The 23,098-nt window shown below is 73.6% G+C and carries 20 protein-coding genes; 8 read left to right on the top strand and 12 right to left on the bottom strand.

Features of this window, described 5'->3' with window-relative positions:
• Nucleotides 1-90: 90 nt before the first annotated feature.
• Complete coding sequence (locus BMW99_RS36170) at nt 91-1,278, bottom strand: CapA family protein (protein WP_069465498.1); 1,188 nt, start codon at nt 1,276-1,278, stop codon at nt 91-93.
• Between the two features lie 53 nt (nt 1,279-1,331).
• Nucleotides 1,332-2,447: a ferritin-like domain-containing protein gene (locus BMW99_RS36165; protein ID WP_069465497.1), complete on the bottom strand. Its 1,116-nt coding sequence runs from the start codon at nt 2,445-2,447 to the stop codon at nt 1,332-1,334.
• Between the two features lie 108 nt (nt 2,448-2,555).
• Here BMW99_RS36165 and BMW99_RS36160 point away from each other — a divergent pair, with 108 nt between their 5' ends.
• Nucleotides 2,556-3,449, top strand: a complete 894-nt coding sequence (locus BMW99_RS36160; protein ID WP_069465496.1) for an AurF N-oxygenase family protein — start codon at nt 2,556-2,558, stop codon at nt 3,447-3,449.
• Nucleotides 3,450-3,554: 105 nt separating this feature from the next.
• Here the strand turns inward: BMW99_RS36160 and BMW99_RS36155 are convergent, their stop codons facing one another.
• A complete protein-coding gene (locus BMW99_RS36155; RefSeq protein WP_075018277.1) occupies nt 3,555-4,277 on the bottom strand; it encodes a TetR/AcrR family transcriptional regulator in 723 nt (240 codons plus the stop codon).
• Between the two features lie 40 nt (nt 4,278-4,317).
• On the opposite strand from BMW99_RS36155, the gene BMW99_RS36150 reads away from it, so the two are divergent.
• The 3 genes from BMW99_RS36150 (at nt 4,318) to BMW99_RS36140 (ending at nt 6,838) form a co-directional block, all read left to right on the top strand.
• Nucleotides 4,318-4,557 carry a hypothetical protein gene (locus tag BMW99_RS36150; RefSeq protein WP_069463738.1) on the top strand — a complete coding sequence of 80 codons (240 nt, stop codon included), beginning with the start codon at nt 4,318-4,320 and terminating at the stop codon, nt 4,555-4,557.
• 146 nt (nt 4,558-4,703) lie between these two features.
• Nucleotides 4,704-6,323 (top strand): chitinase, encoded by a 1,620-nt coding sequence (locus BMW99_RS36145; protein ID WP_075018276.1) that lies wholly within the window; start codon nt 4,704-4,706, stop codon nt 6,321-6,323.
• Between the two features lie 170 nt (nt 6,324-6,493).
• A complete protein-coding gene (locus tag BMW99_RS36140; RefSeq protein ID WP_069467675.1) occupies nt 6,494-6,838 on the top strand; it encodes a hypothetical protein in 345 nt (114 codons plus the stop codon).
• An 85-nt stretch (nt 6,839-6,923) separates the two neighbouring features.
• On the opposite strand, the gene BMW99_RS36135 is transcribed toward BMW99_RS36140, so the two are convergent.
• Together BMW99_RS36135 and BMW99_RS36130 are read right to left on the bottom strand one after the other, a co-directional pair.
• Nucleotides 6,924-7,898, bottom strand: a complete 975-nt coding sequence (locus tag BMW99_RS36135) for an RNA polymerase subunit sigma-70 (RefSeq protein WP_075018275.1) — start codon at nt 7,896-7,898, stop codon at nt 6,924-6,926.
• A gap of 35 nt (nt 7,899-7,933) precedes the next feature.
• Entirely contained in the window at nt 7,934-8,746 is an 813-nt protein-coding gene (locus BMW99_RS36130) for an SDR family NAD(P)-dependent oxidoreductase (RefSeq protein ID WP_245791772.1), read from the bottom strand.
• A 422-nt stretch (nt 8,747-9,168) separates the two neighbouring features.
• Here BMW99_RS36130 and BMW99_RS36125 point away from each other — a divergent pair, with 422 nt between their 5' ends.
• The gene (locus BMW99_RS36125; protein WP_143080601.1) at nt 9,169-10,743 is read left to right on the top strand and encodes a C40 family peptidase; all 1,575 of its coding nucleotides are present in this window, start codon (nt 9,169-9,171) and stop codon (nt 10,741-10,743) included.
• On the opposite strand, the gene BMW99_RS36120 is transcribed toward BMW99_RS36125, so the two are convergent.
• From BMW99_RS36120 to BMW99_RS36100, 5 genes are all read right to left on the bottom strand, one after another.
• Entirely contained in the window at nt 10,740-12,005 is a 1,266-nt protein-coding gene (locus BMW99_RS36120) for a styrene monooxygenase/indole monooxygenase family protein (protein ID WP_069465079.1), read from the bottom strand. The genes BMW99_RS36125 and BMW99_RS36120 overlap by 4 nt on opposite strands.
• Nucleotides 12,006-12,090: 85 nt before the next feature.
• The gene (locus BMW99_RS36115; protein ID WP_069465078.1) at nt 12,091-12,699 is read right to left on the bottom strand and encodes a GTP-binding protein; all 609 of its coding nucleotides are present in this window, start codon (nt 12,697-12,699) and stop codon (nt 12,091-12,093) included.
• Nucleotides 12,680-13,072, bottom strand: coding sequence for a DUF742 domain-containing protein (locus BMW99_RS36110; protein ID WP_069465077.1), 393 nt, complete (start codon nt 13,070-13,072; stop codon nt 12,680-12,682). The genes BMW99_RS36115 and BMW99_RS36110 overlap by 20 nt, the downstream gene beginning before the upstream one ends.
• Nucleotides 13,072-13,590: a roadblock/LC7 domain-containing protein gene (locus BMW99_RS36105; RefSeq protein WP_075018281.1), complete on the bottom strand. Its 519-nt coding sequence runs from the start codon at nt 13,588-13,590 to the stop codon at nt 13,072-13,074. Before BMW99_RS36105 ends, BMW99_RS36110 begins: the two co-directional genes overlap by 1 nt.
• Before the next feature lie 29 nt (nt 13,591-13,619).
• Nucleotides 13,620-16,448 (bottom strand): sensor histidine kinase, encoded by a 2,829-nt coding sequence (locus tag BMW99_RS36100; RefSeq protein WP_143080600.1) that lies wholly within the window; start codon nt 16,446-16,448, stop codon nt 13,620-13,622.
• Nucleotides 16,449-16,801: 353 nt separating this feature from the next.
• Here BMW99_RS36100 and BMW99_RS36095 point away from each other — a divergent pair, with 353 nt between their 5' ends.
• The gene (locus BMW99_RS36095) at nt 16,802-17,572 is read left to right on the top strand and encodes a hypothetical protein (protein WP_069466061.1); all 771 of its coding nucleotides are present in this window, start codon (nt 16,802-16,804) and stop codon (nt 17,570-17,572) included.
• A 55-nt stretch (nt 17,573-17,627) separates the two neighbouring features.
• On the opposite strand, the gene BMW99_RS36090 is transcribed toward BMW99_RS36095, so the two are convergent.
• The gene (locus BMW99_RS36090) at nt 17,628-18,095 is read right to left on the bottom strand and encodes a MarR family winged helix-turn-helix transcriptional regulator (protein WP_069466062.1); all 468 of its coding nucleotides are present in this window, start codon (nt 18,093-18,095) and stop codon (nt 17,628-17,630) included.
• A gap of 201 nt (nt 18,096-18,296) precedes the next feature.
• Between BMW99_RS36090 and BMW99_RS36085 the strand changes: the two genes are divergently transcribed.
• Nucleotides 18,297-19,154, top strand: coding sequence for a lysozyme (locus tag BMW99_RS36085; protein ID WP_075018272.1), 858 nt, complete (start codon nt 18,297-18,299; stop codon nt 19,152-19,154).
• Nucleotides 19,155-19,223: 69 nt separating this feature from the next.
• Here BMW99_RS36085 and lon read toward each other — a convergent pair whose 3' ends face one another.
• Nucleotides 19,224-21,644: an endopeptidase La gene (lon, locus tag BMW99_RS36080; RefSeq protein ID WP_069463889.1), complete on the bottom strand. Its 2,421-nt coding sequence runs from the start codon at nt 21,642-21,644 to the stop codon at nt 19,224-19,226.
• A 161-nt stretch (nt 21,645-21,805) separates the two neighbouring features.
• On the opposite strand from lon, the gene BMW99_RS36075 reads away from it, so the two are divergent.
• Complete coding sequence (locus tag BMW99_RS36075; protein WP_069463888.1) at nt 21,806-22,609, top strand: GNAT family N-acetyltransferase; 804 nt, start codon at nt 21,806-21,808, stop codon at nt 22,607-22,609.
• Nucleotides 22,610-23,098 lie beyond the last annotated feature (489 nt).

Raw genomic sequence — 23,098 nt, 5'->3', positions numbered from 1 at the left:
GGCACGGACGTCCGGTAGCCCGCCACGGGGCGGCCCGTGCGAGGGCGCCCGCGAGCCGGTCACGTCCACCCGGAAGGTGCTGCGCCGATCCTACGGGGCGGCCGACAGGCCGGTGCACCCCCGCAGGCCCTGGTAGCGCTGGAGGATGCCCTGCGCGGCCGCGCCGGACTGCGGCTCCGGCACACCCTGTCCGTCCACGACGGCCGGGCTGAACCGGGCCTGGGCGACGCGGCCGTGGGTGACGGTGAGGGTCGTCACGCCGGTCTGGTCGGAGTGCGGGTACGGCGAGGAGCCGTACCAGAGGAAGTTCCCGAACCCGTAGGCGACGTAGGTGGGCCCGAGCATCCCCGAGCCGAGCATCACGTGGGCGTGGGTGCCGACGACGGCGGTGGCGCCGGCGGCGGACAGGTCGGCGGCGATCGACTTCTGCTCGGGTCCCGGGCAGCTCTGTCCCTCGGTTCCCCAGTGCAGGTAGACCACGACGACGTCGGCGTGGGCGCGGGCGGCCCTGACCGCCTTCAGCAGCCGGGGCCGGTCGAGCGCGGAGGCGATGCCCGGTCTGCCGGGCCCCGCGCGCCAGTTCTGGTTGGTGATGTCCTGCACCTGGCTGGCCGCGACGACCGCGAGCCGCACGCCGTTGATGGTGGTGGTGTAGGGCTGGTAGGCCTCGGTGTCGTCGGCGCCGATGCCCACCACGGGTATGGGCGCGTGGTGCTTGGCATCGATGCTGTCCGCGAGGCCCTGCGCGCCGTAGTCCACCGAGTGGTTGTTGGCCATGGTGACGGCGTCGATGCCGGACCCGCGGAGCGCGTCGAGCGCCTGCGGGGTGGTCCTGAAGTGGTACTTCTTCGGCTGCGGCACGCCCCGCTCGGTGATCGCCGACTCCAGGTTGACCATCGCGAAGTCGGCGGCCGACAGCGTCTGCGTCATCGGGCCGAGCGCGGGGTCGATGCCGAGCCGGGCGGCGGTCCGCTCGGTGAAGTGGACGTCGCCGGCGAACGCGAGGGTGATCGTGCCCTTCGGCTCGGCGTGACGGGCCGGCGAGGCCGCAGGGGCGGCCGTCGTTCCGGCCGTTGCGGCCGTTCCGCCGGATGCCGCGGCTCCGTGCGAGGGCGCGGAGTCGGCCGCGTCGGCCTGGCCGCCGCCTCCGCCGGACGCCAGGTAGACCGCTGCCGCGACGGCCAGCAGGCCGGCGGACAGGCCTATGGCGGTGTTCCTGCGGCGGCGGCGCTGCCTGGCGCGGCGTGCGGCCTGGCGCGAGCGCGGTCCCTCGTTCATCGGACAAGCGTACGGTCGGCTTGTCCGTGATCAACCCCGGGTCCCGGAATGCACTATTCCTGGCCGCCGTCCCCGCCCTGCGCGACGGTCTCGGCCACCTCGGCCACCCGTGCCGCCTCCTCGGCGGCGAACCGCTCGGCGTCCAGCCGCTCGGCCAGTTCCTCGTCCTGGGCCATCAGCAGGTCGAGGTTGGAGTCGCCGAGGTCGAAGACGCCCATGTCCAGGTAGGCCTTCTGCAGCCGCGGACCCCACAGCCCGATGTCCTTCACGCAGGGCACGATCCGGCTGAACAGCAACTTGCGGAACAGCGCCAGGAATTCCGACTTCTCGGTCAGATCGGCCGCCTCGCCCGCCGGGATGCCGAAGTTCTCCAGCACCTCCACCCCGCGCAGCCGGTCCCGCATCAGGAAGCAGCCCTCGATCACGAACTCCTCGCGCTCGCGCAGCTCCGCGTCGGACAGCTCCTTGTAGTAGTCGCGCAGCGCCATCCGCCCGAAGGCGACGTGCCGGGCCTCGTCCTGCATCACGTAGGCGAGGATCTGCTTGGGCAGCGGCTTGGTGGTGGTGTCGCGGATCATGCCGAACGCGGCCAGCGCCAGGCCCTCGATGAGCACCTGCATCCCCAGGTAGGGCATGTCCCAGCGGGAGTCGCGCAGGGTGTCGCCGAGCAGGCTCTGCAGGTTGTCGTTGATCGGGTAGAGCATCCCGACCTTCTCGTGCAGGAAGCGCCCGTAGACCTCGGCGTGCCGGGCCTCGTCCATGGTCTGCGTGGCCGAGTAGAACTTGGCGTCCAGGTCCGGCGCGGACTCCACGATCCGCGCGGCGCAGACCATCGCGCCCTGCTCGCCGTGCAGGAACTGGCTGAACTGCCAGGCGCTGTAGTGCTGGCGGAGCAGCCCGCGGTCCCGTTCGGTCATCGCGTCCCAGTAGCGGGTGCCGTAGAGGGTGATCGCCTCGTCCGGCGTGCCCAGCGGGTCGTTGGGGTCGACCTCCAGGTCCCAGTCGATCCGCCTGGCCCCGTCCCACTGCTTGTCCTTGCCCTTCTGGTAGAGGGCCAGCAGCCGGTCGCGCCCGTCGTCGTACTCCCAGGAGAAGCGGGCGGAGCCGTGCGCCGGCACCTGCCAGCTCCATTGCGCGGGCTGCTGCGTGTAGAGGCCTTCGGTCGACATGGGCGGCTCCCATCAGTTGCTGCACGAGGGCTTGACGGCCTTGTTGACACAGAGTCTCATAAGGGGGGTACCGCTGGTAACCCTCATGCACCGGAGGCTCGTTCACCCATGGACGCCACGCTGATCGATCGCGAGAAGACCGCGGAGCGGCTGCTCGCCGCCTCGGCGAAGCACTCCTTCGACCCCGACACCGAGCTGGACTGGGACGCGCCCTTCGAGGAGGGGCTGTGGTTCTGGCCGCCCGAGCTGGTCTCGCTCTACGACACGCCGCTGTGGAAGACGATGCCGGAGGAGCAGCGGATCGAGCTCAGCAAGCACGAGGCGGCGTCGCTGTGCGCGATCGGCGTGTGGTTCGAGACGATCCTCATGCAGCTGCTGCTGCGGCACACCTACGACCTGGAGCCCACGTCGGCGCACGTGCGGTACGCGCTGACCGAGATCGCCGACGAGTGCCGGCACAGCAAGATGTTCGCGCGCGCGGTGACGAAGATGGGCACGCCCACCTATCGCCCGTCCCGGCTGGACCACGCGCTGGGCCGGGCCATCAAGACCATCTCGACGACGCCCGGTTCGTTCACCGGGACGCTGCTGGCCGAGGAGATCCTCGACTGGATGCAGCGGCTGACCTTCACGGACGAGCGGATCCAGCCGTTCGTCCGCGGGGTGACCCGCATCCACGTCGTCGAGGAGGCCCGGCACATCCGCTACGCCCGCGAGGAGCTGCGCCGCCAGATGGCGTCCGCCCCGCGCTGGGAGATCGCCTTCACCCGCACCTCGGGCGGGCAGGCCGCGCGCGTCATCGCCCGCTCGCTGATCAGCCCGCAGGTCTACACGGCCGTCGGGCTCGACCCGCGGCAGGCGGTGGAGGCGGCGCGCACCAGCCCCCACCGGCAGGACGTGGTGCGGCAGGCCGCCAAGCGCCTGATGGACTTCTTCGAGGAGATCGGGATGTTCCGCGGGCCGAGCCGCCGGCTGTGGTCGGCGTCGGGCCTGCTGGGCTGAGCGCAGCCGCCGGACCGACCGGACGGGCCTCTACCGGACCCCTATCGCCGGTTCCCCACCGGGCCTTGCCCGTCGGGCCCCACCGGACCCTCCCGACCGGGTCCCCTACTCCAGGAGCGCGGTGACCGCGGGGGCCAGCGGGGCCAGCCGCCGCACCAGCGCTCCCGCCGGGCTGTCCGCGGTCTCCAACTCCAGTGCGCGTGCCGCCGCTTCGGCGGTCTCCGGGTCCCCGGTCGCGGTGACCAGCAGCAGCCCGGTGAACTGGTCCACCAGCCAGGCGCGCAGCTCGGAGACCGGCGGCTGCTTGCCCTCGTCCAGCCAGATCAGCGACACCGCCTCCACCGAGGCGATCCACGAGCGGACCATCATCGCCAGCCGGGGCCCGGCGCCGGTGACGCCGAGGTGGTGCAGCACCTGCTCGGCGGCCCTGCGCCGCACCTCGTCCACGATCGCGTCGGTGCGGATGGTCTCGGCGACGCTGCCGCCGCGCAGCAGCGCGCCGTACGCGGCGTCGTGCTCGTCGACGTAGGCGAGGTAGCGGTCGAGGGCGCCGGCCAGGCGCTGGGTGGGCGGGCCCTCGCTGGGCACCGCGAACCGGCCGATCAGCTCCTGCGCGGCGCCGTGCACCGCGGCCTCGTACAACTGCTGCTTGCCGCCCGGGAAGTAGCGGTAGACCAGCGGACGGGAGACGCCGGCGGCGCTCGCCACGTCGTCCACCGACACGTCCTCGGGGCGCCGGTGGCCGAAGAGGTCCACGGCCGCGGACAGCAGTTGCCTGCGGCGGGCCTCGACGCTCATCCGCCGGTAGGCCGGCGCCTCGCTGCTCATGTGCGCAGCGTATCCGGCGGACCCGTGGGACAGTGGGCCCGTGCGACACGAGGAGACGGAGTTCCTGGGCGGCCCGCTGGACGGGCGCGTGCTGGACGTGCTGGTGGGGATGACCGGGCAGCCCCCGCGGGTGTACAAGGTGCCCGTCGAACAGACGACCTACGTCTACCACCGCGAGCCGGGCACACGCGGTACGCACCGCACGCGCTGGGTGTTCGTCTTCGACCCCGAGGGGAAGCCGCCGCCCGGGCCCAAGTGGCCCTGGAGCAAGCGCTCCTGAGCCCGGACGGAATCGGCGCGGCCTGGGGTACGCCGTGGCGGAACCTCGCCGTGATCCTGGTCCGGACCATTGACACGATTGGTCTGGACCTGTTTGCTGCGCGGTGACATGCTCATGCGCCCTCTCTCCGAAGGAGCATTCCCCCCATGCTCACCTCTGCCCTGCGCAGACGTTCCGTCGCCGCCGCCACCGCAGTCCTCGCGGGTGCCGTCGCGGTCGGCGGCCTCGTCGCCCTCGCACCGACCGCCAGCGCCGGTGAGTTCCTGACCAACGGCGGGTTCGAGGCCGGGAACCTGTCCGGCTGGACCTGCGACGCGGGTTCCGCCGCGGTCACCGGCCACGCCCACACCGGCACTTACGCGCTCCAAGGCGCGCCCTCCGCCAGCGCGACCGGCCAGTGCAAGCAGACCGTCACCGTCGCGCCCAACACCACCTACACGCTGTCCGCCCAGGTCAACGGCGCGTACGTCTACATCGGCGTGGACGGCGGCACCAGCACCTGGACGCCGTCCACCAACGGCGCGTACGCACCGCTGAGCGTGTCCTTCACCACCGGCGCGAGCCAGACCACCGCGGCGGTGTACGTGCACGGCTGGTACGGGCAGCCGTCGTACTACGCCGACGACATCTCCCTCCAGGGCCCGGGCAGCGGCACCACCACACCACCGACGACTCCCCCCACGACGCCGCCGACCACTCCCCCGACGACGCCCCCGACCACACCGCCCACCACACCGCCGCCGTCGGGCGGGCTGCCGACGCACGCGCTGGTCGGCTACCTGCACGAGACGTTCGCGAACGGCTCGGGCTACACCAAGCTGGCGGACGTGCCGAGCAGTTGGGACGTCATCGACCTCGCGTTCGGCGAGACGGACTCGCCCACCTCGGGGAACATCCACTTCAACCGCTGCTCGGTCAGCGAGTGCCCGTCGGTGGAGTCCGACGCGGACTTCAAGGCCGCGATCAAGGCCAAGCAGGCGGCCGGCAAGAAGGTGCTGCTGTCCATCGGCGGCGCCAACGGCGAGGTGCAGCTCACCACCACCGCGGCGCGCGACGCGTTCGTCTCCTCGGTGAGCGCGATCATCGACCAGTGGGGCCTGGACGGCATCGACATCGACTTCGAGGGCCACTCGCTGTCGCTCAACACCGGCGACACCGACTTCAAGAACCCGACGACGCCGGTGATCGTCAACCTGATCTCGGCGCTGAAGAGCCTGAAGGCCAGGTACGGCAGCGGGTTCGTGCTGACGATGGCGCCCGAGACGTTCTTCGTGCAGATGGGCTACCAGTTCTACGGCTCCGGGCCGTTCGGCGGGCAGGACCCGCGGTGCGGCGCCTACCTGCCGGTGATCTACGCCCTGCGCAACGACCTGACGCTGCTGCACGTCCAGGACTACAACTCCGGCTCGATCATGGGCCTGGACAACCAGTACCACTCCATGGGCGGCGCGGACTTCCACATCGCGATGACGGACATGCTGCTCACCGGTTTCCCGGTGGCCGGCAACACCGCCAACATGTTCCCGGCCCTGGCCCCCTCCCAGGTCGGCATCGGCCTCCCCGCCTCCACCAACGCGGGCAACGGCTACACCGCCCCGGCGCAGGTCGACCAGGCCCTCGACTGCCTCACCAAGAAGACCAACTGCGGCAGCTACACCACCCACGGCACCTGGCCCACCCTGCGCGGCCTCATGACGTGGTCCATCAACTGGGACAAGTTCAGCAACTGGGAGTTCAGCAACAACTTCCACAGCTACTTCGGCTGAGCTCCTTGTTGCCCCCCTGAACGCGTACGGCCTGGTCCCCGAGGGCGGTGGCCAGGCCGTACGCTTTTTGCGGCCGGACCGCGGCCTGTCTCGGCGTCACGGATCCGGCGGACCCCTTCGGCAGGTCTCCCGGAAGGACGGGGCCCGGAGACGGCCCGGTCCCGGGGTGCGTGCTGCGGATCGACGGCCTCGGGATCACCGTCCTGGGGGCGCGCACGGTGGGGTGGGACGAGATCCGCGTCGTCCACCTGGTGCGGCGATCGATGACGACCGCCGTCGTGCCGATCCCCCGGGAGGGCATGAACCTGCCCCTGCTGGACCTGACGCTGTTCCGGTCGCGTTCCGTGGAGCGGGCCGCCCGCAACACCAAGCGGTGGGGCGGCCCGCTCGTCCTCCTGCCGAAGGCACTGGACGCCGACGAGACCCGGATCGCCGCGGCCATCAGCCACTTCGGCCGGGGGACGCCTGTCGTCGACGAGCCGGCCCGGCTGCCGGGCCTTCCCCCCTCACCCTGAAGGGTCAGCCGTCGACCGGGGTGACCTGGACGAGAACGGTGGGGGGAGTCGACGAGGAAGACCGCGAGAGGGTGAAGGGGCGGGGTCAGAGGGTCGGGGGGAGGTGGAAGGAGGGGAAGAGTTCGGGGCCGAAGGTCGTGATCTCGGCGATGCGGCCGCCGGTGACGCGCAGGACGTCGAACTTGAAGGGGCGGTGGACCGTGTCGCCGGGCCGCCGGAGGTAACTGGCGGCGCACGGCATGCGGTTGGCCCGCGTGGGCAACAAGCGCCAGTCGCCGCCGAGCTCGGGGCCGAACGCCTGCTCCATCAGCGGCCGCATCGCGGCCACGCCGTCGAAGACCATCGGGAACGGCGGCATCGTGATCCGCAGGTCCTCCGCGGAGATCGCCACCGCGGCCTCCACGTCACCGCTCTCGTGCGCCGCGATGAACCGCTCCAGCAGCTCGCGCTCCTCGGCGCTCGGCTCGCCCGCCGTCCACTCCGCCCGGCGGGCCGGCATCTGCGCGCGCATCGTCGCCCTGGCGCGCTGCAGCGCGCTGTTGGCCGCCGCCACGGACGTGCCGAGCATCTCCGCGCACTCCCCGGCCGGCCAGCCGAGCACGTCCCGGGCCACGAACGCGGCCCGCTGGCGCGGCGGCAGCACCTGGAGCGCGGCCAGGAAGGCCAGTTCGATGGTCTCCCGGTCGACCACGACCGCGTCCGGCTCCTCCGCGGCCGGCGCCACCTCGTCCAGCATCCCGTCGGGGTACGGCTGCAGCCACGGCACCTCGGCGAAGGACGTGACGGTGGTGAGCCGCCGTGAGCTGCGCCGCAACTGGTCCAGGCACACGTTGGTGGCGATCCTGTACAGCCACGCCCGCAGGTGCTCGCCCTCGAAGGACTCCCGCGCCTTCCAGGCGCGCAGCAGCGTCTCCTGGACGGCGTCCTCGGCCTCGTCGAACGACGCCAGCATGCGGTAGCAGTGGACGTGCAGCTCCCGCCGGTGCGTCTCGGCGCGGGCGGCGAAGTCGTCGGGGCCGCCGTCCGGCCGCGCCGCGGTGTCCCGGATGCCGGGGGTCATGGTGCCTCCTCCTGGGCGCGGTTGCCGCGACCTGTCTAGCGCAGGACCAGTCCGGCGGTCACGTTGACGACGGTCCCGGTGAGCCCGCTCGCGTGGTCCGACGCCAGGAAGACGGCTGCGCCCGTCACGTCCGCCAGGGTCGGCGTGCGGTGCAGCGCGGACATCGAGGCGATGCCGGCCAGCGCGGCCTCCGGGTCGGGCGCGTGCGCACCGGCGACCTTCGCGAGCTTCTCCTTGGTGAGCGTCCCGGCCACGCCGGCCGTCCAGATGCCGCACACCCGGACGCCGGCCGCGCCGATCTCCGCGGCCAGGTAGCGCATGAACGTCTCCACCGCCGCGTCCGCCGGGCCGGTGCTGCCCATGCCGGGCATCGCGCCCTGCGCGGAACCGGAGTTGAGGTGCAGGATGACGCCCGCCCCCTGCTCGCTCATCCGGCGGGCGGCGGCCCGCGCGGTCAGGAACGTGCTGCGCAGGCCGTTGTCGACGGCCCGCAGCAGGTCGTCGGGCGTCATCGCCAGCAGCGGCACGCCCTGGACGTCGCCGCGCGTGACGAGGTTGAAGGAGATGTCGACCCGGCCGGTCGCCTCGACGACCCCCGCCAGGTGGTCCTCGACGGCCTGCTCGTCCAGCGCGTCGAGCACGGCCGCCTCGGCCCGGCCGCCGGCCGCCGTGATCGCGGCCGCCGCCTCCTCCAGCGGGCCCCGGGTGCGGCCGGCGAGGAACACCAGCGCGCCCTGGCGGGCGAACTCCGCTCCCACCGCGGCACCCAGGCTGCCCCCTCCGCCGTAGATCACCGCGGTCCGGCCGGCGAGCAGGCCGCCGCCGGACGCGGCGGACCCGGCGGGCACGGCCGAAGTGGCGGGAGTCGCGGACGTGGGCGAAGGTACGGATGTGGCGGACGGACGTGAAGGAGTGGACGGGCTGGACGGGCTGGACGGCGTCGACATGGCGGCCATGGGAACCTCCGAAGGTGGGTAGGCGGTTCTTGTCAGCAAGGTCAGCAGGAACCGCGCGCTTCTGAAGGTGAAACGTGGCAGCCGCCGAAAACTCATCGGTGCACCGGTGAACTCGTCACTCCGGTGCGCGGGATGGGTGGCGGGGGCGGTGGTCCGCGTGGGGCGCGCCGCGGGGACACGCTCCCGGCGGGACGGCATCACTCACGGGAGTGATCGGGTTGGGCGGAATCGCCTATTCCCCCTGTCCAATATATGACTAACTATGACATCATCCTGACCGCACGGCTGTTACTCGCGGGTACGGAAATGAGGGGATGTCAGTGACTCGTCGGACCAACGGGTGGACGAGGACGGAGCCCGCGCACGCGCTCGCGGGGACGGAGGCGGAGACGGGGACGGACGGGACCCTCGTGAGGGCCGAGGCGACGGACGCGGCGGGCCCGGTGGAGGCGACGAACGCGGCGAACGCGGCAGGATCGGCGAACGCGCCACGCGTGGACGACGGAACGGCCCCGGTACGGACCGCCGCGCGGCCGTCGGGGTGGAGCCGCCAGGCCCGGCTGCGGTGCGCGGCGCTGTGCGGCGCGCTGCTCGCGGCCGCCGCGCTCTCCCTGCCCGCGGCCTCCCCGGCCGCCGCCGCGCGGCCCTTCGACCCGGCGCCACCCTCCGCGCCGGCCGTCGCGCCCGCGGCACCCGCCGCACCCGCCGCACCCGCCGCACCCGCCGCACCGGACACCCCGGCCGCGGCGGGCGCGCCCGACGCCGCCGCCGTGGACCCCTCGACCGTGAACCTGCCGGCCATGCTCTCCCGGTTGCAGTCCCTCTACCTGCAGACGGAGTCCGCCACGGAGTCGTACAACCAGGCCAAGCAGGTGGCCGACCAGCAGCGGGCCAAGGCCGAGACCATCGACCGGCAGCTGGCCGACCAGAAGGTCGCCGTGTCCGACAGCCGCGCCCAGATCGGGCTGATGGCCCGCCAGATGTACCAGGACGGCGGGGTGTCGCCGTACCTGTCGATGCTCACCGGCGAGACCCCGCAGGACTTCTTCGGCCGCGCCCACGTGCTGGACCGGGCGGCCGGCCACCAGCGCGACGTGCTGGGCGACCTGACCAGCGGTGTGACGCGCCTGAACGACCTCAACACGCAGGCGCAGCAGGCGCTGGACCGGGCGCAGAAGGCCCAGGACGAGCAGGCGACGAAGAAGGCGCAGGTCGAGAGTGGCCTGCACCAGGTCGAGGCGACGCTCGCGGGGCTGACCGGCGCCCAGATCGGCGAGCTGCAGACGCTGGAGCAGCGCGGCGCCGACCAGGCGCAGCAGGACTTCATGGACTCCAAGGCCCTGGGCGACGACCCGGCCCTGCGCGCCCCCTCCCCGGTCGGCGACCGCGCCATCGGCTTCGCGTTCCAGCAGCTCGGCAAGCCCTACGAGTGGGGCGCCCAGGGGCCGCAGACCTACGACTGCTCGGGACTGACGTCGCAGGCCTGGGCGCACGCCGGTGTGGCGATCCCGCGGACCAGCCAGCAGCAGTGGGCGAAGCTGCCGCGCGTCCCCCTGGAACTGCTGCGCCCCGGCGACCTGGTGATCTACTTCTCGGGCGCCACCCACGTGGCCCTGTACATCGGCAACGGCCTGGTCATCCAGGCGCCCCGGCCCGGTTCGGTGGTCAAGGTCTCCCCGATCGCGGCGAACCCGATCCTCGGCGCGGTCCGCCCCGATCTCGGCCGGCTGCCGGTGCAGCCCTACACGCCGCGCCCCGTCCCGCCCGGCGCCGAGGCCCCGACCCCGCTCGGCGCGTCCGGAAACCCGGCCGGGAACCCGACCGGCGGCCCGACCGGCGGCCCGGCGGGGAACCCGTCCGCGAACCCGTCGGGCAGGTCCGCCCGCTAACGCGCGGCAGCGGCCTCGGCGAGGAACACGCCGGCCTGCTCCGGCTCGTAGAACCACTCCGCGAAGTCCGCCGGGTCGTCGAAGCCGTTGGCGATCCGGTCGGCGACCTCCGGGTGGGCGGCGCCCGCTCCGAGCAGGTCGAGCACATGGGCCGGCGGCGGCGCGAGCATCGCGTTCGTCCACCGGGTGACGGGCTCGGCCACGGACCAGAACCGGTCGAACACGGCCCGCATCCACGCCGCGTCGAACGGCTCGTCGCCGTGCGCCAGGATGCTCTCCAGGTACACCGCGGCGCACTTGGCCGCGTTGTTCGAACCCTGTCCGGTGACCGGGTCGTTGGCGACGACGACGTCGGCCGCGCCCAGCACCAGCCCGCCGGAGGGCAGTTGGGCGACCGGTTCGCGGACCGTCGGCGTGAGCCGGCCGGTGAGGGTGCCACCGGCGTCCGTCAACTCCACGCCCGCCGCCCGCTCGTACTCCCAGGGCGTGAACCGGCGCATCAGGTCCAGGGTGAGCCGCAGCACCGCCGCCGGATCCTTGACGCCGGCGAAGACGTCCAGCGGGCCGCCCGGGACGCCCTCCCAGAACAGGATGTCGCAGGGTCCGGTGGTGGTCAGGGCGGGGATCACGATCAACTCCCCCACGCCGGGCACGAGGTTGCACCGCACGGCGGGCACGTCCGGGTGCTCGGGCCGCGGCCCGAGGCCGTGGACGTAGGCGACGGCCAGCGTCCGCTGCGGGTTGCGGAACGGCGAACGGACCGCGTCCCGGCGGAACATGGAGACCACGTCGCCGCGGCCGGCCGCGACCACCACCAGGTCGTAGGTGAGGGAGAAGTAGTCGAGGTCGGAGACGGCGGCGCCGTGCACGACGACCTTCCCGCCGCGCTCGGCGAACGTCTCCAGCCAGGCGGCCATCTTCACGCGCTGGTCGACGGACCGCGCGGTGGTGCGCAGCCGGCCCAGCCAGTCGGCGCCGCGGCGGTAGGGGGCCCTGCCGCCGGTGCCGTCGCCGGGCGGAACGGACAGCGAGAGGCCCAGGCCCCGGATGGCCGGCGCCTGGTCCTCCCAGAAGTCCAGCCCCAGGTCGCGCTCGTGCCGCAGTGCCGTGCCGAACATGCACTGGGTGGACGTCACGCGACCGCTGCGTATCTCGTCCGCGGTGCGGTTGCTGACGACGGTCACGTCGTACCCCTGGGCCTGGAGCCCCAGGGCGAGTTGGAGGCCGGCCTGACCGGCTCCGACGATGAGGATCTTGCGCACGGGGGCTCGCTATCTGGCGGTACGTGAGGGTGACCGGGCGGGCGCCCAGCGGAGGGCACCCCAACCTATCGCCCAACCGCCGTGGCTACAGGGGCTGTTCGGTCAACGCGTGCGTGACGAGGGCGAGCAGCGCGTCGATCACCGAGTGACGCTTGCGGGCGTCGATGACCATCACCGGGATGTGCGACGGCACCGCGAGGGCCTCCCGCACGTCGTCCGGCGTGTACGCGATGGTGCCCTCGAACTGGTTGACCGCGACGGTGTAGGGCAGACCGGTGCCCTCGAAGTAGTCCAGCGCCGGGAAGCAGTCGGCCAGCCGCCGGGTGTCGGCGAGCACGACCGCGCCGATCGCGCCGCGCACCAGGTCGTCCCACATGAACCAGAACCGCTGCTGGCCGGGCGTGCCGAACACGTAGAGCACCAGGTCGCGTTCGAGGGTGATGCGGCCGAAGTCCATGGCGACCGTGGTGGTCGTCTTGTCGGGGGTCGATCCCAGGTCGTCCAGTGCCTCGCTGGCCTGCGTCATGACCGCTTCGGTGGTCAGCGGGGTGATCTCCGACACGGCGCCGACGAACGTGGTCTTGCCCACGCCGAAGCCGCCCGCGACGACGATCTTGGTGGAGACCGGCGCCGTGTCACGCACGGACTGCCACTCCTGCAGGCCCTCCTGCCGGTCAAAGCCTGCGAAGTCCACTGAGCACCCTTTCGAGCAGTGCGCGGTCGGGGCTGCCGGGCTCGTGCCCGGTGCCGTACACGCGGAGTCTTCCCTGGTCGGCCAGGTCGCTGATCAGGACCCGGACGACACCGAGCGGCATCCGCAGCAGCGCGGAGATCTCGGCCACCGACCGCAACCTCCGGCACAGTTCGACGATCGCGCTCAGCTCCGGCATGACCCGCTCGGTCCAGCCGCCCCTGGTCAGGGCCGGCTGTTCGTCCGGAGCGTCGATGGTAGCCACGAACGTCTCGACCAGCAGCACGTGCCCGAACCGGGTCCGTCCGCCGGTGAGCGCGTAGGGGCGGACGCGGGACGTCCTGCGGTCGTTCCCGCGGTGCGGAAGGGCACCCATCAGCGGCCACTCTCCATGGCCTGGCTGAGTTCGCCGCGCAGTGCCGGGGTCAGCACGTGGCCGGCCCGGCCCACGAACAGGGCCATGTGGTAGGCCACGACGCTCATGTCGGACTCGGCGGTGGCGTGCAGGCCCAGCAGTGAACCGTCGCTGATCGCCATCACCACCAGCATGCCGTCGTCCATGGCCACCGTGGTCTGCCGCACCCGGCCGCCGTCCATCAGCCGGGCCGCGCCGTCGGTCAGCGAGGACAGGCCGGACACCACGGCGGCCAGGTCCATGCGGGCCCCGCCCGGCCGCGAGCCGGCCTCGGCCGTGCCGGGCACGGTGGGCGCGGGTCCGGGCTGCGAACCGAGCAGCAGGAGGCCGTCGGAGGAGACCACGACGACCGAACGGGCGCCCGGGACCTCGTGGATGAGGTTCTGCAGCAGCCACTGCAGGTTGCGGGCCTCGAGGCTGAGCCCGGTGGGCTGGGGGCCCTGCTCGGGCTCCGGGACCTGACCCGGCTTCGGGTCCAGTCCGGTGCCGGTGTGCGTGCGGACCGCGTTCAACGCGTCGCCTCCTCGGTTGCAGCTGGGCTTTCCACGCCATCCGTGCCTTCAGTGCCTTCCGTGCCGTCCACGGCTCCCGCGCCTTCCCCCAGGCCCCCTGGGTGAGGGGACGGACCGGAGCGCGGCACGGTTGCACCGGTGCCCCGTTCGGTCTCCCGCTCGGCCTCCTCGCGCCCTGCCTGCAGCCCCTGTTGCAGGCCGCCGAGCCGCCGGCGCAACCGGTCCGCGTCGACCGGGCCGCTTGCCCTGGGATCGGGCGCCGCTCCGGGCGCTCCGGCCTCCGGGCCGCCCGTCCACCCGGTGGTGCGCGGAACGCGCTGCGGCAGCCCCATGGCCGTCACGGAACCGTCGGCGGCGGGCGGGGCGGAAGCGGGCGGGGCAGGCGGGGCGGCCGAGGCGGGGGCGGGCGGCGACACGGCGTCAGGAGCCGTGCCGGAGACGGTGGGGGCGTGGCCGAACGCGTCCGCCGGCGCCGCGTCCGCGGCGGCGGTCGCCGCCCGGCGGCTGGGCAGCGGCGGGCGGCCGGGGGTGGGAGTGGGAGTGGGGCCCGACGGCACCGGTGCGCCGGCCGGCGGCAGGGCACCCGGGAGCACCGCGCCCCGCGCGACGTCGCCGGACCCGGCGCCCGTCCCGGGGCCCTGGCCCGGCGGGACGTCGGCGGGCGGCGCGGGCTCGTCCGCGCGGGGGGCCGGGGCCGGGCGGCCCGCGTGCGGCTCGTGCGGGGCGCGCACGTGCTCGTGGCCGGGCAGGGACTCCGCGGCGCGCGGGCCCGGGAAGCCGGACAGCGCGGCGGCCGCGGACCCGCGAGCGGGCGGCGCGGGCTCGGGGTACGGCGCGGACGCCAGCGGAAGCCCGTCGCCGAGGGAGTCCGCCTCGGAGAACGTGAGCGGCGTGACCGGCGTCACCGGGGGCGCCTGCGGGTCGAGCAGCGGCAGCAGCAGCTGCGGCAGGACCACCACGGCCGCGGTGCCGCCCCGCGCGTGCGGCCGCAACTGGACGCGCACGCCGTGCCGGTGGGCCAGCCGGGCCACCACGTACAGGCCCATGCCGGTGGCCGCGCCGGGCGGCGCCGGGTCGGGGTCGGCCAGCAGGTCGTTCAGCGCGTCGAGCCGCGTGGCGGGGATACCGATGCCGGTGTCCGAGACGGAGAGCATCACCTCGCCGGTCTCCATCAGCCAGCCGGACAGGCGGATGTCGGCGGCCGGGTCGGAGAACGCGGTGGCGTTGTCGAGGAGTTCGGCGACGAGGTGGCCGACGTCGTCGGCGGCCCGCCCGGCCACCTTGGCGTCCGGGACGCTGTCGATGCGCACCCGCTCGTACCGCTCGATCTCGGAGACCGCGGCGCGGGCCACGTCGATCAGCGCGACCGGGCGGGCGGTGGCGCCGTGCGCGTGCTCGGTGCCGGTGAGGACCAGCAGGTTCTCGCTGTTGCGGCGCATCCGGGTGGCCAGGTGGTCCAGCCTGAACAGGCCCTCCAGCCGGTCCGGGTCCTGCTCCTGGTCCTCCATGCCCTCGATGAGGGCGAGTTGGCGCTCGACCAGACCGAGTGTGCGCAGCGACAGGTTGACGAACATGACCTGCGCGGCGGTGCGCGCCGCGGCCGCGGTGAGCCGGCCGGCCAGTTCCTCCCGGCTGCGCAGCAGGTCCTGCTGGGTGCGCAGCAGGCCCTCGCGTTCGGCGGCGAGCGCCGTGCCGGCCTCGGTCGCGGCGGCGCGCTCGGCGGTGAGCTCCTGGGAGCGGCCGCGCAGCGCCTGCGCCTCCTGCGTGAGGGCGTTGATCCGGCGGGCGACGGCGGCGAACTCGTCGTTGCCGAGCGCCTTGGCGCCCTCGCCGCCCTCCGGGTCCGAGCGGGCCCAGCGGTGGAGCGCGGCGAGCGGCCGGGTGATGCTGCGGAAGAGGTTGACCAGCACCCCGACGACCAGCAGCAGGCACAGTGCGGCGAGCGCGATCCGCAGTTCCAGCACGGTGACCTGGTGGCGGCGGTGGCCGGCCGCGGCGTGCGCCTCGTCGGTGGCCGCGGACGCCTCGACACTGCGCATCAGGCTCAGCCGGGCGGACAGCGCAGAGTCGACGCCGGGCGCGCCCAGGGACCGTCCGGCGGGGGTGAGTTCGGTGCTGCCGAGCAGCACGCCCAGGTCGTGGTCGGCCCGGTCGGCGTCCGGCCCGGAGACCGTCCGGTCGTAGCGGCCGCGCAACGCGGCGGGGGCGGTGGCGCGGAACTCGGCCAGCGCCGCCTGCTCCTGGAGCCGGGCGGTCTGCGCCGCGGCCACCAGGGCCGGCTGGGGGCCGCCCGCGGTGAGCGCCGAGACCAGGAGCGCCCGCTGGGCCGACGCGGCGTCCACAGCCCGTCCCAGGGGCGCGGTGGACGGTCCGGAGACCTGGCCGAGGGCGTCGATCAGCGGCTGGTAGGCGGTGACGACGCTCCGGGCGTCGCCGCGTCCGGTCAGCGCGCCGTCGCGCACCCCGGACAGCCCGGCGAGCGCGGTGCGCACCGCGGCGGGGGCGTCGGTGGTGACGTCGCGGACCTCGCGGTCGGCGCGCTCGCGGTCGCCGGCGGTCAGTCCGGGCCCGTGCGCGGCCGGACGGCCGGCGGCGGCGAACACCGCGAGGGTGTCGCGCTCGTCGGCGAGCGACTGGGCGAGGACGGTGGCGCGGGTGGCGAGCGCGGCCATGTCGGCGCGCCGGCCGGCGTCGGACAGGTCGCCGACCGCGAGGGCGATCCCCGGGGTCGCCGCGGCCGTCACGGTGGCCGCACACAGCAGCAGCGCGGCGAGCATGCGCTGCCTGGCCCGCTGCTCGCGGCGCGGGTGACGTCGTTCACGCACTGTCGGTGCTCGCAATCACGTAGTCGCCCGGTCCCGGGGCAGCCGGTTGTCCCCCGGGAATATGCAGAAGTCCTTCCGACCCTTGCAGCCTTGACGGGAGAGGGGCCAGGCGTCCCTCCACCGGACACTCGAACGAGTGAATCGCACGCCCGAGTTGACCGTCCAGTGTCACCCGGGAACCCCTCGTTCCGCTGCCCCGGTGCAACGCTGGCGCCCGGGCGCGGGCTTTGGCAGGATGCCCGGCCGCACCCCGGCGCCCCACGGTCCGTACCAATGCCCGGCCGCAGGGTCACGCCGCCGGGCGGGCCGGGGGCGTACCCCGGCCCCGGCGGTCCGTCCTGCACACTGGCCGCATGCGCATCGAGACGGCCGGCCGGCCCGGCAAGCGGGACGTCCTCAACGAGGACTTCGTGTCGGTGGCCCTCCCGGCGTCCGGCGCGGGCGGCGCCCTGGTGCTGCTGGACGGCGTCACGCCGCCGCCGGGCAACGGCGGTTGCCGCCACTCGGTGCCCTGGTTCACCGCCCGGCTGGGCGGCGCCCTCCTCGAACTGTCCGTTTCACGGCGGGACCTGGCGCTTACCGCCTGTCTGTCCGCCGCGATCTCCCGTACGGCGGACGCCCATCGCGACACCTGTGATCTTTCTCACCCGCTGACGCCGCAGGCCACGGTGGTCGCCGTGCGCTGGGACGACGACGAGGTCGAGCACCTGGTCCTCTCCGACTCGGCACTGCTGCTGGAGGCGGCCGGCGGCGGGGTGCGGGCGGTGCTGGACGACCGGATCGACCGGCTGCGGGCCGAGGGCCGCCGGGTCGCGCCGCTGCGCAACCTGGAGGGCGGCTTCTTCACGGCGGCCGCCGACCCGGGGGTCAGCGGGCGCGCGGTCACCGGCCGGACGCCGCGCGCGGACGTGCGCGCACTGGCCGCCCTGACCGACGGCGCGGCCCGCGCCGTGGAGGTGTTCGGCGCGGACGACTGGGAGAGCACCTTCGCGCTGCTGCGCAAGGCCGGCCCCGAGGCGCTGATCGCACGGGTCAGGTCGCTGGAGGACGCCGATCCGCTGGGCGAGGCGTTCCCGCGCGGCAAGCCGTACGACGACGCCACCGCGGTGCTGGTCGAGCTGTAGCCGCGGGCGGGGCGGCCGGCGGCGCGGGGACACGCGGGAACGCCGAGGACAGCACCTACGGCTGGCTGTCGCCCAGTTGAAGGTCGTTGAGCTTGTGCAGCAGCCGGGCCAGTTCGGCGACCTCGGTGCGGTCCCAGGCGGTGAGCTGCCGCAGGTACCGCTCGCGGCGGGCGCTGCGCACCCGCGAGAAGCGTTCGCGGCCCTCGTCGGTGAGCCGCACCAGGAACGCCCGGCCGTCCGCCGGGTCCGGCTCCCTGGCGACCAGCCCCAGGTCCTCCAGGGCGCGCAGCTGGCGGCTCATCGTGGCCTTGCCGACGCCGAAGTACGCCGCCAGGTCGGTGGCCCGCTCCGGCTCCGCCTCGGCCAGCCGCACCAGGAGGCCGTACGCGGAGGACTCCAGCTCGGGGTGGACCGCGCGCGCCAGCTCGCCGGAGGCCGCGCGCGCCCGGCGCAGCAGGACGGTGATCTCCCGCTCCAGCGCGTCCGTCGTCAAGTCCCGCGCGCTGTCGGTCGCTTCGCTCACAGTGTTCCCGCTTTCAGTGCACGAAAGTTTTCTTCATGGGGGGAGGTTCTCGCAGCACGTCAAGTATTTCGCAGGCGTAGACCAAAGGCGGTTTCAGGGGGCCTTTCGCCGCGCCCCGCCCACCCCTACCGTCTGCCTGTCATGACCATCCCAAATGGTCATGCCGAGTCACCCCCAGAGCCCACCCACCCTGGAGGACGCATGTCCCACGGAGTCTTCTCCGTCGTGCACCGCACAGGCTCGGCCCGGACCAGAGTCGCCGTGCTGGCCGGTCTCTTCGTCGCCCTGCTCGCCCTGCTGATGGGCGCGCCCGGAACCGCGCACGCCGCGGCCAAGGGGCACGTCTCCCACCCCGAACTCGACTGGATGGGCTCCACCGTCCGCGCCCACGAGGGGTCGGGCTCCGCCACGACCACCGTCACCCCGCTGGTGGCGCAGACGCCCGGCATGGACGTCTCCAGCTACCAGGGCAACGTCGCCTGGTCGACGGCCTGGGCCAACGGCGCGAAGTTCGCCTACATCAAGGCGACCGAGAGCACCTCGTACACCAACCCGTACTTCGCGCAGCAGTACAACGGCTCGTACAACGTGGGCATGATCCGCGGCTCGTACCACTTCGCGACGCCCGACACCTCCGGCGGCGCCACGCAGGCGGACTACTTCATCGCGCACGGTGGCGGCTGGTCCTCGGACGGCAAGACGCTGCCGGGCGCGCTGGACATCGAGTACAACCCGTACGGCACGACCTGCTACGGCCTGAGCCAGGCGAGCATGGTCAGCTGGATCCACGCGTTCGCCAACGAGTACCACGCCAAGGAGGGCACGTACCCGGTGATCTACTCGACCTACGACTGGTGGTCGACCTGCACCGGCAACAACTCGGGCTTCGCCGCGACCAGCCCGTTCTGGATCGCCAAGTACGCGAGCAGCGCCGGGACGCTGCCGGCGGGGTACACGTACTACACGTTCTGGCAGTACGCCGACTCCGGCACCTTCCCCGGTGACCAGGACTACTTCAACGGCGACACGACCCGCCTGAAGGCCCTCGCCACCGGCTGACCCGGCATGCGGGAACGGCGAACCCCCCAAGGCAGGGCCTTGGGGGGTTCGTTCACACCGCGGTGCGGGTCAGGCGGCGACCGGGACCGACGGCGTCGCCGTCTCGGCCGGCTCGAGCGCCAGCTTCAGGACGTGGCGGACGTCGGAGACGGGGTGCACCTCAAGGGCTTCGAGGATCTCCGCCGGGACGTCGTCCAGGTCCGGCTCGTTGCGCTTCGGGATCACCACCGTGGTGATGCCCGCCCGGTGTGCGGCCAGCAGCTTCTGCTTGACCCCGCCGATCGGCAGCACCCGGCCCGTCAGCGAGACCTCGCCGGTCATGGCGACGTCCGTGCGGACCCGCTGCCCGGACAGCAGCGACGCCAGCGCCGTCGTCATCGTGACGCCCGCGCTCGGGCCGTCCTTCGGCACCGCGCCCGCCGGCACGTGCAGGTGGACGCCGCGGTCCTTCAGGTCGCCGACCGGCAGCTCCAGTTCGGCGCCGTGCGAGCGCAGGAAGGACAGCGCGATCTGCGCGGACTCCTTCATCACGTCGCCCAGCTGGCCGGTGAGCTGCAGGCCCGCCCCGCCGGTCTCCGGGTCGGCCAGCGACGCCTCGATGTAGAGCACGTCGCCGCCCGCGCCGGTGACGGCCAGGCCGGTGGCCACGCCGGGCACCGCGGTCCGCCGCTCCGCCGGGTCCTGAGCGGACTCCGGCACGTGGTGCGGCCGGCCGATCAGTCCGCGCAGGTCGTCCCCGCCGACCGTGAACGGCAGTTCCTGGTCGCCCAGTTCGTGCCGTGCCGCGATCTTCCGCAGGATGCGGGCGACCGTCCGCTCCAGGGTGCGCACGCCGGCCTCCCGGGTGTACTCCCCGGCGAGCTTGCGCAGCGCCTCCTCGGACAGAGCGACCTCGTCGCCGTCCAGGCCGGCCCGCTCCAGCTGGCGCGGGAGCAGGTGGTCCCGGGCGATGACGACCTTCTCGTCCTCGGTGTAGCCGTCGAGCCTGACCAGCTCCATGCGGTCGAGCAGCGGCTCAGGGATGGCCTCCAGGACGTTGGCCGTGGCGAGGAACACCACGTCCGACAGGTCGAGTTCGACCTCCAGGTAGTGGTCGCGGAAGGTGTGGTTCTGCGCCGGGTCCAGGACCTCCAGCAGCGCGGCCGCCGGATCGCCCCGGTAGTCCGAGCCGACCTTGTCGATCTCGTCGAGCAGCACCACCGGGTTCATCGACCCGGCCTCCTTGATCGCCCGGACGATCCGGCCGGGCAGCGCGCCCACGTACGTCCTGCGGTGGCCGCGGATCTCCGCCTCGTCGCGCACGCCGCCCAGGGCGACGCGGACGAACTTGCGGCCCATCGCGCGGGCCACGGACTCGCCCAGCGAGGTCTTGCCGACCCCGGGCGGGCCGACCAGTGCCAGCACCGCGCCGCCACGACGGCCGCCGACCACACCCAGGCCGCGGTCGGCCCGGCGCTTGCGCACCGCCAGGTACTCGGTGATGCGCTCCTTGACGTCGTTCAGACCGGCGTGGTCGGCGTCGAGCACCGCCCGCGCGCCGGACACGTCGTACGTGTCCTGCGTGGTGGTGTTCCACGGCAGTTCGAGGACGGTGTCGAGCCAGGTGCGGATCCAGCTGCCCTCGGGCGAGGCGTCGGTGGACCGCTCCAGCTTCTCGACCTCCTTCAGGGCCGCCTCGCGCACGGTCTCCGGCAGGTCGGCGGCCTCGACGCGGGCGCGGTAGTCGTCGCTCTCGTTCTCCGGGTCGCCGTTCAGCTCGGCCAGCTCCTTGCGGACGGCCTCCAGCTGCTGCCGCAGCAGGAACTCCCGCTGCTGCTTCTCCATGCCCTCCTGGACGTCCTTGCGGATGGTCTCCGCGACGTCCTGCTCCGCGAGGTGGTCGCGCAGCCACTGGGTGGCCAGCTTCAGCCGGACCACCGGATCGGCGGTCTCCAGCAGCTCGACGCGCTGTTCGGTGGTCAGGAACGGTGAATAGCCGGAGTTGTCGGCGAGCTGGCTCACGTCCTCGATCTGCTGGACGCGGTCCACGACCTGCCAGGCGCCGCGCTTGCGCAGCCAGCTGGTGGCCAGTGCCTTGTACTCCTTCATCAGCTCGGCGACGGTGCCGGGCGACTCGGCGGGTACGGGCTCCTCGATCGAGGTGCCCTCGACCCACAGGGCCGCGCCGGGCCCGGTGGTGCCGGCGCCGATACGGACGCGGGCGCGCCCGCGGATGACGGCTCCAGGATCGCCGTCGGACAGCCGGCCGACCTGCTCGACGGTGCCGAGCGTGCCGACCGCGGCATACTTCCCGTCCACGCGCGGGACGAGGAGCACCCGGGGCTTTCCCGACCCGCTCCCGCGGTTCGCGGCGGCCTGGGCCGCCTCGACGGCGGCGCGCACCTCGGTGTCGGTGAGGTCGAGGGGCACGACCATGCCCGGCAGGACGACTTCGTCGTCCAGGGGCAGGACGGGGAGCGTGAGGGTGGGGGTGCCGGGCTCAGAGGCCATGATCTCTCCCTAAGCAAGCAAATTGAGTACACCCGGCTCAACCCCGCACGCCCACCCGGTGTTCCCGGAGCCCTGTTCGCCCACAGCGATCGGCCGCTCGCGCCGGGCACGCGGTGACGCGGCGCGGAAAACCCGTTGCGGCGGGTCCTAGCGTGGGCGGGGTGACGAATGACGAGCAGGGGGAGGCCGCGTCGCTGCGCGCGGCGTACGACCGGCAGCTCAGGGGCGCGCCGGCGGTGCTGGCGCCCGGGGTGGAGTGCGAGCGGGACGGGCCGGTGATCCGCACGGTGGGCCAGGCCCGCGGGTTCGTGCAGACGCCGGCCGACCTGGGCGTGGAGGGCACCGCGCTCGACGCCCTGATCGCGCGGCAGCGCGACTACTTCGCGGCCCGCGGCGAGGCCGTGGAGTGGAAGGTGCGCGGGCACGACCGCCCGGCGGACCTGCCCGCACGGCTGCGGGCGGCCGGCTTCGCGGCCGAGGAGCAGGAGACGGTGCTCATCGGGCGGACGGACGAACTGGCCGGCGGCGAGGGCGACGCCGGCCCGGCCGGCGTGACGATCCGCCGGACCGCCGACCCGGCGGACTTCACGGCGATCGGCGCCCTGCTCACCACCGTGTGGGACATGGACATGGCCTGGCTCGGCGAGGACCTGCGGGGCCGCGCGGCCGCCGCACCCGACGACGTCGTGGTGTTCCTCGCCGAGGCCGGCGGCGAAGCGGTGTCCGCGGCCTGGATCGTCTTCCGGCCGGGCACCGACTTCGCGGGGCTGTGGGGCGGTTCGACCCTCACGGCGTGGCGCGGCCGCGGCATCTACCGCGCCCTGGTCGCGGCCAGGGCCCGGCTCGCCGCCGGCCGCGCCGTGCCGTACCTCCAGGTCGACGCGTCCGACGACAGTGCGCCGATTCTGCGGCGCCTCGGCTTCGTGGTGGTGACCACCACCACGCCGTACGTGTGGACCCCCTGACCCCCTCCGGGGGCTCGCGCAGTTCCCCGCGGCCCCTGCGGGGCTCGTCCAGCCCCTTGTTCGCCGTCGCCGTCGCACGGTTCGCCGTGGTTGCTCGCGCCGTTCCCCGCGCCCCTGCGGCATCCGGGGTGCCGCGCGCTGCGCGCTGCCGTCTGACGGTCTCGTCGTGGTTGCTCGCGCAGTTCCTCGCGCCCCTGGCGGTGCAGGTTCGTGGGTGGGGTCAGGGGCCACTCCGGGAGTGTCTCCTCGAACTGTGCGTGCGCCGTTCTTTCGTTCTGTTGGGCGGGTGGATGCACAGTTCTGCGGGGACACACCCGGATCGTCCCCTTCCGGCCGGTCCCCGTCTGCGGGAGGGCGTTGGCCGTGTCCCATGTCCCCCGCCGCACGGTGGGTAAGCGGGAGGGGGTGGGGAGGAAGTGCTCCCCGCAGAGAAATGTGCGCGGCCCCCGGGTGCGGATGCGTACGTACCCGTATGCACATTTCCGAGGA

Source organism: Actinacidiphila rubida (assembly GCF_900110255.1).
GTDB lineage: Bacteria > Actinomycetota > Actinomycetes > Streptomycetales > Streptomycetaceae > Actinacidiphila > Actinacidiphila rubida.
Note: the sequence above shows the minus strand (reverse complement) of the source record. Positions and strands in the feature narration are given on the sequence as shown.